This window comes from Paraclostridium dentum, from assembly GCF_012922555.1.
In the GTDB taxonomy this organism is placed as follows: Bacteria; Bacillota; Clostridia; order Peptostreptococcales; family Peptostreptococcaceae; genus Paraclostridium; species Paraclostridium dentum.
The window spans coordinates 107196-119025 of record NZ_WIPK01000008.1 but is presented as its reverse complement, the minus strand read 5'-3'; the positions used below and the strand labels follow the sequence as shown (position 1 = coordinate 119025).

General features: G+C 31.0%; 12 protein-coding genes. All 12 read right to left on the bottom strand.

What is annotated here, in order from left to right:
• Nucleotides 1–189: 189 nt before the first annotated feature.
• On the bottom strand, nucleotides 190–471 hold the full coding sequence (locus GFJ41_RS12745; protein ID WP_170075488.1) for a DUF8180 domain-containing protein: 282 nt from the start codon (nucleotides 469–471) through the stop codon (nucleotides 190–192).
• A 12-nt stretch (nucleotides 472–483) separates the two neighbouring features.
• Entirely contained in the window at nucleotides 484–900 is a 417-nt protein-coding gene (locus tag GFJ41_RS12740) for a DUF3842 family protein (RefSeq protein ID WP_035116889.1), read from the bottom strand.
• Nucleotides 901–945: 45 nt separating this feature from the next.
• Nucleotides 946–1137: a CooT family nickel-binding protein gene (locus GFJ41_RS12735; RefSeq protein ID WP_021428376.1), complete on the bottom strand. Its 192-nt coding sequence runs from the start codon at nucleotides 1135–1137 to the stop codon at nucleotides 946–948.
• A gap of 162 nt (nucleotides 1138–1299) precedes the next feature.
• On the bottom strand, nucleotides 1300–2115 hold the full coding sequence (locus tag GFJ41_RS12730) for a lipoate--protein ligase family protein (protein WP_035116891.1): 816 nt from the start codon (nucleotides 2113–2115) through the stop codon (nucleotides 1300–1302).
• Nucleotides 2097–3074, bottom strand: a complete 978-nt coding sequence (gene lipS2, locus GFJ41_RS12725; RefSeq protein WP_142730552.1) for a LipS2 family lipoyl synthase — start codon at nucleotides 3072–3074, stop codon at nucleotides 2097–2099. The genes GFJ41_RS12730 and lipS2 overlap by 19 nt, the downstream gene beginning before the upstream one ends.
• Complete coding sequence (gene lipS1, locus GFJ41_RS12720) at nucleotides 3071–3937, bottom strand: LipS1 family lipoyl synthase (protein WP_021428456.1); 867 nt, start codon at nucleotides 3935–3937, stop codon at nucleotides 3071–3073. The genes lipS2 and lipS1 overlap by 4 nt, the downstream gene beginning before the upstream one ends.
• A 4-nt stretch (nucleotides 3938–3941) precedes the next feature.
• A complete protein-coding gene (acsV, locus tag GFJ41_RS12715; RefSeq protein ID WP_170075487.1) occupies nucleotides 3942–5870 on the bottom strand; it encodes a corrinoid activation/regeneration protein AcsV in 1929 nt (642 codons plus the stop codon).
• A gap of 171 nt (nucleotides 5871–6041) precedes the next feature.
• The gene (gcvH, locus tag GFJ41_RS12710; RefSeq protein ID WP_035116896.1) at nucleotides 6042–6419 is read right to left on the bottom strand and encodes a glycine cleavage system protein GcvH; all 378 of its coding nucleotides are present in this window, start codon (nucleotides 6417–6419) and stop codon (nucleotides 6042–6044) included.
• A 31-nt stretch (nucleotides 6420–6450) separates the two neighbouring features.
• The gene (acsB, locus tag GFJ41_RS12705; RefSeq protein ID WP_035116903.1) at nucleotides 6451–8586 is read right to left on the bottom strand and encodes an acetyl-CoA decarbonylase/synthase complex subunit alpha/beta; all 2136 of its coding nucleotides are present in this window, start codon (nucleotides 8584–8586) and stop codon (nucleotides 6451–6453) included.
• Nucleotides 8587–8633: 47 nt separating this feature from the next.
• Nucleotides 8634–9446, bottom strand: a complete 813-nt coding sequence (acsE, locus tag GFJ41_RS12700) for a carbon monoxide dehydrogenase/acetyl-CoA synthase methytransferase subunit (protein WP_021428390.1) — start codon at nucleotides 9444–9446, stop codon at nucleotides 8634–8636.
• 37 nt (nucleotides 9447–9483) lie between these two features.
• Nucleotides 9484–10854, bottom strand: coding sequence for an acetyl-CoA decarbonylase/synthase complex subunit gamma (acsC, locus tag GFJ41_RS12695; RefSeq protein ID WP_021428449.1), 1371 nt, complete (start codon nucleotides 10852–10854; stop codon nucleotides 9484–9486).
• A 28-nt stretch (nucleotides 10855–10882) separates the two neighbouring features.
• On the bottom strand, nucleotides 10883–11827 hold the full coding sequence (gene acsD / locus GFJ41_RS12690; protein ID WP_035116905.1) for an acetyl-CoA decarbonylase/synthase complex subunit delta: 945 nt from the start codon (nucleotides 11825–11827) through the stop codon (nucleotides 10883–10885).
• Between the last annotated feature and the right edge of the window lie 3 nt (nucleotides 11828–11830).

The following is an 11830-nucleotide window of genomic DNA, read 5'->3' as shown; positions in this document are numbered from 1 at the left end:
GATTCGAACCCTCGCACCGGTTAACCCAGCCTAATCCCTTAGCAGGGGATCCTCTTGAGCCACTTGAGTACTTCTCCGTATTCATTTTTACTATACTATGATTATATAAGGTTTTTTTTTTGATGTCAACGTTTTTTACAATTTTTTTTGATTTGACATAAAAATAAGGAGATTAACTCCTTATTTTACTTACATATTCTTTTTAGCTTCTAATAGCATTTCATTTGATTTTTTTAAGTAATCAATTGCTTGTTCAATATTTTTAGCAGTTTCTTCTTTTCCCATTTCTCTAGCTTTTTCTGCCCACTCTCTAAATCCTTCTTCATGTGATTCATTGTGATTTACCCAATGAACAAGAAGTATATTAAGAGTTTTTTCATCTTTATTTTCAGCTACAGCTGCACCTGAATGTTCTATATGCTCATGATCGTGATCATGGTGGTTTCTTACACTAGTTTTATTAAATAGCATTTATAATCCCCCTTATTTTATATTAAATTCTTTTTTTATCACTTTCACTGCATCCTTTATCAACAGTGATAATGGTTTTCCTTCTAATCCCACCATTTCTACATCTTCTGGCATTATAGGAAGTAATATTTTTAAAGCTTCACTATCCGATATTGCTTCACTAATTCTAGCGGTTACTTCACCCATCATTGCATTTGGTATAACTGCAGATACTGGCGCAACTACTATACTAGCTTTTTTTGTTGAAACTATTATAGCGTTCTCTCCTGTAGCACCTTTATTAGCGTGTGCTTTCATCATTGAACTTGTTGCTATTGAGTTTGTCCCTAGTGCGTATATTTCTATGTACGATGGAAGTTCATCTCTAAGAGTTGATACAACTTGAGCTCCTATTCCGCCTCCCATTCCATCTATAACTGCTATTATCATATTTTCTTCCCCTCAATTACATTTTTATGTACATTAAAATTTGATTTATACTGATTCTTTGATTATTATTTTATGATCCATAAGTCTTATTTCTTTTATTTCCCCATCGATTATTTTTTGCTCTCCTAGTAAATCTGTTAAATATACTTTTCCTTCGTATGGGTCTACACTAACCACATTATCCATTACTCTTTCAAGATTGTTGTTTTTTAACACATAAGCTGCTGATTCACACATAACATAATCCCCCTTAGTATATTAATTTTATACTCAATCAAAAAAAGATTCCTCCAAGGTATTTCAAAACCCTTAAAGAAATCTTCATGATTTCAAATAACTTTGTATATTTTGAGTATAACACCAAATTTTGGTTAAAGTCAATTCCTTTACTTATATAAATTATCTTTTATTTGTGTACTCATCTGAAGAATATTTACTATATAAACGCTTGGCTAAATCTAGTTCATAATCCGTTAACTCTTCCTCTTCAAACTCAACATTAAAAGTCTTTGCCATTCCTCTTACAATGGATTTTTCGAGGCTGTTTATATCTATCTTTCTTCCTATTTCATTTTCAATACCACTTGCCTTGCTTAACGTAAATTTCTTTGCTCTTTCTTTTATTTCTGGAGATTTGGTTTTTATAATTTCATACAAATCATCTATATTGAAATCCAATACAATAGACCCGTGTTGTAATATAACTCCATCATGCCTATGTTGTGCGCTTCCTACAACTTTTTTATCATTTATAGTTATTTCATATGAAGCATGAGCATTAAAACACGCAGCTGAAAGCTTCTCTCTACTGATTCTTTCTCCCTTGCTTAAATTATCAACTTCTATACCTTCAAGTTTTAAGCCATTTGCTATTCCTTCACTTATAAACTTATATGAACTATTTATACTCTTATCCATCAGTTCATTGTCTTCTCCTACAATTATAGAATAAGTTAACTCATTTTGATGTAATACAGCTCTTCCACCTGTAGCTCTTCTTACACAGTCTATATTTAACTCTTTGCATTTTTTTATATCTACTTCACTTTCAAGCTTTTGAAAATATCCTATAGTTAAACAACTAGGATTCCAAGAATAAAATCTTAGTGTAGGCTTACATTTTCCTTCTTTATATGAAATAGTAATAGCTTCGTCTATCGCCATATTCATTGCGCCATCATAAGTTTTGTTTTTTATTACTCTCCACTTTTGCATAATTTTACTTCCCCTATATCTAAGTTAATTTCTTTAATTGCTAGTTTAATTTCTTCTTTACTTAACTTTCTTGAATAATTATATATTGTATGTCCTGGTCTCTCATTATAATATGGTCTATTGCAATTCTTACATCCTTTTATTTCAAATGGCTTTCCTTTTAATATATCCATCTTTATATATTCATCTATCTCTATTTCTTCTAGGTACCCATCTAATCCAAATTTAAAGTAATCTCCATTATATCCTTTATCCATCATATATGTCATAAGTTGAACCCTTCTATAACTCTCTATACTAGGTTGACTTACATCTTCCATTTTAGTTCCCTTTACAGGTGTAAATGCAAATAAACTAATTGTTATATTGTAACCTTTCAGAGTTTTATATAAATCATATATATCTTTGTGGCTTTCTCCTAATCCTACGATTATATGCGTACTAATTCTATTTGGATATATAAGTCCTGCTTCTTTTATAAAATCTATTTTTTTATCAAAATTAGTTCCTTTTATCTTCTCATATAATTCCTTATTTGCAGCATCTATAGCTATACCTATTTTTTCAACTCCTAGATCAAAGAATTTTTCAATTTCATCCATATCTTCTAACTTGGCTGATAAAGATATCGGTATATTTAAATTAGAATTGACATATTTAATAAATTTTCTTACTTCGTTAAGAGATTCTTCACTATCCATTGATTGTAAGCATATTCTTTTTATATTTTCGCCTTCATAGCTTTTAAATGCATCTAAAATTTCTTCTTTTGTATATTCTGGCCATAAAACTCTAGACAGTTTATCTTTTCTACTATTACTTTCAATGGATTGTGAACAAAATGAACATCGATTATTACACTGATTTCCTATCATTATATAAGCAGTAGTAGGAGGTATGTCGCTTTGGCCTCTTTTTATACCAAGTTCTATTGCAGTTCCAATAGACAATCTAATCATAATATGCAACACTCCTTACTCTCTTTAATATCTAACTTCATTTCAAGTGCTAAGTTTTTACATGATCTTGACGGTAATACAATTTTATTTATTCCACATTCTATTGCTAATTTATCTAAATCACTTCTATATTTGCCCCTGGGCCTCATACATCCTAAATTTATTTTAGTTTTTGGAAGCCTTATTCTCGCTTCACACAGTACATCTATAACTTCATCTAAATTAGGTGGTTCTACATTTTCATACTCAGTATTTTTTGTAGGTATCAAAACTATAAAAGTTAATTGATCTGGCTGGTTTTTTTCAAGATAGTCTATAATCTCATATTCTCCTTTTACCTTTCCACCCTTTAATCCTATACATATATGTGGAGCTACCTTTGTGTGTCTTTTTATATATTCATATGTAGCTATGTATTCTTCTCTGCTTTTATTAATTTTATATACTTCTTTTATAGTATCCTCATCAAATACAAGGTCAAATGATACATAATCTAAAAAATTGCAGACCAAATCTATATTTTCTTTATTCATAAGTCCTATATGTGAATTTAATTTATAGCCCTTTTGTTTTAAGTTTTTTATAGTTTCTATATGACTATCTATAGGAACATCTCCATCTTGGCTGCATCCACCACTTAATAATATACTAGTTATATTTCTCTTTTTTATATCTTTTTCATATTCAGCTATAGGTGTCATGTTTTTTAAATAATGACCATTGCAATGAGCACATCCTAGACTACAGTTTGTATCTGTTATACTCACTGCTAAGGTTTGGGTTGGATATGCAAACTCAATATCATTTCCAAAGTTTTTAACTTTTGTATCATATGCTAAATTAATTTTTCGATTTAAATTCATAGATTTATTCTCCTAATATATTTTTAACTGAAGGAAATTGTTCTATATTTGTATGAGGTAAAAAACAAGCAGATATAAATTCATCCATATATGTAGGATATACGCTTAATTCTACATATGTTAATTGATCTCCTATTTCTTCTAACTTATCTTTCGCATCATTACTTATTAATGTTAAGTAAGAACCTATAAGAGAGCTATTACCTATATAGTCAAATTTATCTCTATCTATATCTGGTAATAAACCTATCATAATAGAATTTTCTATATCTAAGCTATTTCCAATACCTCCTGCAATTAAAACTTTATCTATTACACTAAAATCCATGCCCAAGCTTTCTATAAGTATAGATGCCCCTGAATATATAGCCCCTTTTGCTCTTATAAAATTATCTATATCTACTTCATTTACCGATATATCATTTTCTATATTGTACTCTTCCTTAAATGCAAGCACATACTCTCCTATATCATGTTCATTAAATCTTATACGTTTATTTTTTAATTCTTTATTAATCTTACCTCTTCTATCAACAATTCCGCTTATCATCATTTTACATATAATATCTATTATTCCTGAACCACAAACTCCAACTGGATTGCAATCTCCAATAATTTTTAATTTAGGATTTAAAGTATTTTTATCTATATCTACTTTCTCTATAGCTCCATTTGAAGCTCTCATACCACAACTTATTCCTCCACCTTCAAATGCGGGCCCTGCTGAGCATGCACAAGTCATCATATAGTCTTTGTTTCCAAACACAATCTCTCCATTAGTTCCTAAGTCTATAAACAATACATTTTCTTCACTAGCCCATATTCCAGCAGATAATACACCTGCTGTTATATCTCCACCAACATAACTAGCTACAGATGGTGCTAGATATACAGTAGCATCTTTATTTATATTTAATCCTATATCATGAGCACTTAAATTTGGAGATTTTACAAATGGAGGTATATAAGGTTCTTGTCTTAAAAAATCCGCATGTACTCCTAAAAATAAGCTACTCATTGTCGTATTCCCTGCAACTACAAAATAACTTATATACTCTTTATCAATTTCATTTTTATTACATACCTTTTCTATTAGTGGGTTTATAGTTTCTTCTACTATTGCATGTTGTAGAAGTTTAATTCCATCCTTTTTAGTTGAATATATTATCCTATTTATTACATCTGCTCCATATTTAATTTGCGCATTTCCTGATGACTCTTTTCCTATAATCTCATTATTTTTTAAATTAACTAAGCAAACTACAACTGATGTAGTTCCTATATCAACAGCTATTCCATAAAATTCATCTTCTGTATTTCCAGTATTAATATCAATCAAATAAACAATGTTATTTTTAAGTTCATAAGTTATAGTTACCTTAAAATTATTATCTCTAATTACTAAAGGTATCGTTCTAAGTAAATTCAAACTAAACTCTATATTTTCATATCCAAAATTATTTCTAATATGTCTTTGAATTCTATCTATATCGCTTATATTATCATCTAAATTTGGCTCATCTAACTCTATATATTTTTTAAATATTTTTTTATTGAAATCTAATGAATTGTCCTTTAATATGTTGATTGATTTATCAAATATTTTTTTATCTTTATTATTATCACTGCCTTCAATTTTCATTTCATTCATAGATGTTGAAAGTTTTGAAGGAACTTCTATTTCTATATCTTCAATAACCTTACTTGCACACGAAAGAATATATCCTTGCTTTTTTTCTTCTTCATTTATATGTATATTCATTTTAGAATCTACTTTACCATTTTTTAGTTTTACTTTACACTTTCCACATACCATACTTCCATTGCAAGGAGCATCGATAAATATATCATTTTCTCTAAGAACCTCTAGTAAATTATCCTCTTTGTTACATTCAATCTCTTTTTTATGAGACAATATTTTTACTTTAACCATGCTAATCCCCCTTATTTAAAGTCACTAAGTTACAAAGTTATCCCCTAAATATATATTCTATGTAAACAATCATATTACCTTGATTTTTGTTTTATTTTTATCAAATTTTAAAATCAAAAAAGCTGTTCCAAGATCAATTGATTTTACAATTTCACTTGAAACAGCTTTTTGTTATTCCTCTATGCTAGCTTCATATCCATCAGAGTTTATTAAACTATCTAACTCTTCTGGATCTGACATTTTTATTTTTATTATCCATGCCTCATAAGCATCTTCATTTATAGCTTCTGGCTCATCTTCTAAATCTTCATTTATTTGTACAACTTCTCCAGATATAGGAGCTATTAAATCAGAAGCAACTTTTGATGATTCTACAACTCCAAAGTCACTACCTTTAGTTAATTCATCTTCTACTTCAGGCATCTCAACAAATAATATTTCACCTAATTGATCTTGAGCGTAATCTGTTATTCCTATATAAGCATATTCTCCATCTACTTTTACCCATGTGTGCTCTTTACAGTATTTTAAACTTGGTATAACTTTCATTGTTTCACTCCTCAAATTTTATAAGATAATATTACATCACACATTCCATGCTTAAAGCTGGATGACCTTTTTCTTCTAGGTATGCTAATACACCTTCAGAATCTGTAGATATAGTTTCATCACAAATCATATCTGTGAAGTTTTCTATTCCATGTAATTCCATCATTGCAGCATTTAACTTATCTGCAACATAGTCTTTTAATTCTTTAGGCATCCATACTATTCTAGATGGTCCGCCTTCTGCATAAGCAAATTTCTTAGACGATATAAATTGTCTTCCGTGACCCATAAATCCTGGAGTTTGAACTCCTCCACCTGTCATTGAAGCAAGTTCTCCAAATGTCATACCAACAGGAGTCATTCCTGCAAATTCTCTATTTACTATAACAAATCCGTTAGCTTCCGGCATTATACCACATATACATTCAAAACATCCACATGAAGTCATTGGATCTTCTAATATAGAGTATAATGTAACACTTTCAACCGCACCTTGAGATATAGCACTTACTTCATCATTTACTGATTGCCATACACCTTTTAAGTCATCTAAGCATTCACCTTTTATTATAGGTTGGCATGGTCCTGTTTTATCAAGCTCTTTTGTTGCTTTTGCATCTAGCCAACTAACAGCTCCACAAAGACCTAGCCTTTCAGGTGTTACAACACAAACATGTGCAGGTGCAAATGACTGACATAAATTACAAGTATAGAATTCATCAACACTTTCATCTACTAAAGAAGCTAATCTTTCATCTCTAGCAGTATATCTAGGAGTTGCATACTCTGATTTTAATTTAGCTACTTCTTCTGCATCTGTTATTAAAGTAACTTGACACTTATCAACTACTGATTCAAACTCATCTAGCATCTTAGCATATATAACTTCTCCTATATGGTTTAGTCTGAATCCTTTTTCAACAGCATCTTTAGAGATTCTTACCCAAGTTATATCTCTTTGCCCAACATGCATTACACCTTCTATATAGTTTAAGAAGTAGTGTAATCTTCTTTCTAAAACTGGTTCAAAGTCTTCTTGCATATTCTTACCAGCTATATCAACTATAACTGCAAGAGGCAATCTTACAACTCCATTTACAGCTTCAACTTGATCTATATCACTACCTATAATTTCTATCTTGTGATCCTCAACTTCAGATAGCTCTTTCTTTCTAACTAACTCCCAAGCTTCTGTTCTGTTTCCACCAAACTCAGCAAGCATATCATTTTTTCTTATTCTTTCACCTTCAAATGCTGCTGCAAAAGAAACTGGTATTGGTATTTCAGTTATTTTTATTTTTATTCCTCTAGCTTCTAGAGATGTTGCTACAAACTTATCGTAATCTTTTTGAGTTAATAAGTTCATTGGAACTTCTAACACATCTTGATCTGTTATAACTGGGAATCCTAAAGCTATTGCTCCTGCTCCACAAGACACAACTAAATCAGTCAATGGTCCAAATGCATTTACAAATGCTGGAACTCTCTTAGCTGTATATTCTAGTAATCCAGTTAAATCGCCAGGAGCTAATCCTCCAAATATTAGTGCTGCTCTTATAGCAACTGACACAACATGTATTACGCTTGTTACATCATATCCTAGAGGTATAACTCTAAGCTCTAGACCCATTTTCACTCCAGCCTCAATAGCCTGATCTATAACTTTACCAACTAAGAATGTCAATAATCCTTTAGATTGATAGTCTTTTATTATCTTAGCTGCAGTTTCTGCATCTGGACATTCTCCAAGTACAACCGCAACCCCTGGTATATCTCCTGTAACTAATGGTACTCCAAGAGATCTTATTATAGGGTCTGTTATATGCCCTGCACATGGCTCACTATATGGAGCATCACTCATTGAGTATTTTATAGCTTCTATTACTTCTGCTGCTAAAGCTGTTGCTAATCCTGAATTAAATACATGTTCTAATAAATGAGTTTTATTTATTAAACTTTCAATAATTTCTAGTGCAGCTTCTAAATCCCCTAAATTATTAATTTTCTTTCCTGTTGCAGCATATATGCAAGGAAGCGAATATGCCGTATCTGGGAATTCAACTTTATGGTCTTTACCATGTTTTTCTATAGCTTCATTAAGCAATCCTTTTGCAGCTTCTAATGCCTGCTCGGATCCATTAAAAACAGTACTGTACAAATTTTTCACTCTATTTCCCCCTTTTATATCTATACTATATATAAAATAAATACTTACTATACGTTATATGCAAATCCACCTTCATTTAATTCTAAATATGAGTCTGCATAAAGACTAGAATTTCTTATTATGTCACAAGATTTTATAGTTCTCATTAATTCTTCATCACATGGGTTTACTATAGCAGAGCTAAATCCATTTGCCATAGCCATAGCTGCGAATGCACTATCTAATATAGGTCTTACATGTTTAGGACATCCATTTGAAACATTTGATAACCCTCCAGTTGTTAAAAGTCCCATTTCAGTCATCATTTTTATAGCTTCTAAAACTTCCATTTGTTTGTCTTGCATTCCTTTTATAACTAAGCATAGTGGGTCAAATAACATATCTTCTGGTTCTAATCCTGCCATTAATCCTCTTTCTAATAATTCTTGGCAGTATGCCATACGCTCATCATTATCTCTAGGTATACCTTCTTTAGCACATAAAGCTATAACTTTAGCTTGGTATTCTCCTGCTAAATCTATTAACTCTATTCTTCCACCCGCATCAGCTGAATTTATTATAGGTTTACCATTCTCTCTGTTATAAACTTTAAGTCCGGCTTCTATAGCGTTTCTATTTGCAGTATCTAAAGCTAATGGTACATTGTTAAATTCTGATTGAAGTAGTTGAACACCCCAAGTCATTATATCTGCTCCATCTCTTTCAGCTGGCCCTATGTTGAAGTCTATGTAATGAGCTCCAGCGTCTAATTGTTCTTTAGCTCTTTTTAGTATCGGAGCTGGGTCTCTCTCTTCTAAAGCTTTTCTTATTGATGGCGATATACAGTGTATTCTTTCTCCTATTATCATAAATTTTTCCATGTGATTTGTTCCCCCTATTAAATATAGTTTATTGAATTTAAGCCATAGCAGTTTCTTTATTGGCTTTATATTCTCTTAAGAATTTTGGTAATTCCATTGATTCCTCTGTTCCAATTACTACATTCCATCCTGGTAAGTTATCTTCTATGTCTCCTTTTAATACTGCTACTTTACCCGGTATTATTAAATCTCTATTCTTAGTTTTTTCAGCTACTCCTATTTCTTTTATAAAGTTAGCTATAGAACTTCCTCCAAACTTACCTGCCGCCCATGCAGTTAAAACTGAATATCCTCCTGCATCTGGTATTGCTAACCATACAGGTACTTTAGATCTTTCTATCTCTCCTGCGATTATGAAGTAAGTTAGTGCAAAGTCAACTGTAACTAAAACTGGTGAATTTTCATCTGGATTATTTATAGGATATAATTTAGTTTCTACTCTCATTGGTCTTTGTGGATCTGTGTATATATTTTGTCTAAGTGCAAATAAAGGTAAAGCTTTTGCATAATTTATATCATCTAATACTATTATAGATCCATATTTAACCGTGAATATTGAAGATATAGCAACTTCCATATTAGGATCATTTTTAGCTAATTTATTTGCAAATACTAATGATGGGTATCCAAATGTTCTATCTTGTTCTTTTAAAGATATTCTTCTTATTTGAACTACATTTGTAAATGTGTCTTTCATTGTTTCTCCAGTTGCATCTAATAACAGTTCTTTATACCCTAAAGCTTGTATAGCTTCTGTTGTAGAATATAATTCTTCTAAATTAGATGCATTGACACCTAATACTAACTTATCATTTTTAACTAATTCAACCATCTCTTTGTAGTTATCTTTATTTGCTCCATAAACTACTGGATTTTCGCCTTTTAATAATTCTACAGCTTCCTTAGCTACTTGAGCATCTTCACATATTATCATGTATGCTAAAGTTAAATTACTTTGTTTAACTTTGTTTATTAAATTTAAATATGATTCTTTATTTGAAGTATATCTTAAAGCCGCTATCTCTACTTTCATTTCTTCGCCTATTCTTATGTAGTTTACAGCTTTTATATTTTCTAATTTAGAATTTATTTCATCTTCTGTCATGCAGTCACAAAATTCTACTGCAAATCTATTTTTATTTAAGAAAGTTTTTTCATGTCTAAATAATACAGTTTCTCCACCTAAATCATATTGAGCTTCTCCTGCTCCAATTTTTAAACTTTTCATAAGTGGAGCAGTAGCTTCTGATAATTTATCTAAAGCTTCCTGAGCCATATGAGGGCATTTTCCTATTTCACACGCCCCTGATGCAACCTTCATGCAAAACGCCATACAAGTTGGAAAACCACAATCCTTACAATTTTTCTTTGGTGTTAATTTAAATATATCTAAAGCTTTTAAAGCCATATTATTCTCCCCCTAACCTTTTAACTTATTATGCTAATTCGCTAATTAAAGTTTTTATAGTTTCTACAGATTTTGGATGACGAAGCACTACTGCATTTGATCCTCCAGCTAAAGCACTTGATGCTGTTGAAATTTCCATAGATATTCCTCTTGCTTCTGGGCAACCCCATGCTGGTTCATCTTCTATACTTGCAACAGACTCTTTTACATTCCAACTTTCAAAGCAAACCGGTGTTATTATTGGCATTTGCAATGTTTTATCATTTTGACCAAGTGCCGCAAGTCTAATTCTATCCATTGTAGATGCAACATATTCATATCCATATCCAGCTGCTGAACATCCAACGTTCATAACTATATTTTCTTGCTTAACTCCTAATTGAGTTAGTAAAACATTTAATTGTTTAGCTAAGTTTATATCAACTGAAGATTCAGCTCCTACTTTATGACCATAAGCCATTCCAGCTGCAGCCCCTACTCCTTTATAATTTTCTTCTGTAGCTGACATAAATAAGCAGTTATATCCATCTACAGCTTGAGCTACTTTTTCAAATACCTTTGCATCTTTTTCATGATTTCCACATCCTGCTATTACTATTGGCAATGATACATTTTCTAAAACTTTCTTAGCAACTTCTGCACATTCTTCAGGAGTTTTATCTAATCCATTAGGATCTGCACCCTCTAATCTTAAGCATATAAAATCAGGTTCTATTTTTTCTTCTATATACTTAGCCCATTTAACACTATCATTAGCTACATCTTCATATAAGTTTTTAATTTCACTAGTCCAGTTTTCTGGATATACATCTAGCATTTCTACACCAATTTTTTGTGTATTTGCTTGATCTCCATCAAAGTTATAAAAAGGAAGTATATTTTCTCCTCCTATTTTTATAGCTCTTTCCCCTGAACCTATTTCAACCTCTGATATTTTCCCAGAGTATTTTTGAACAGACATCTTAAATGCCATATT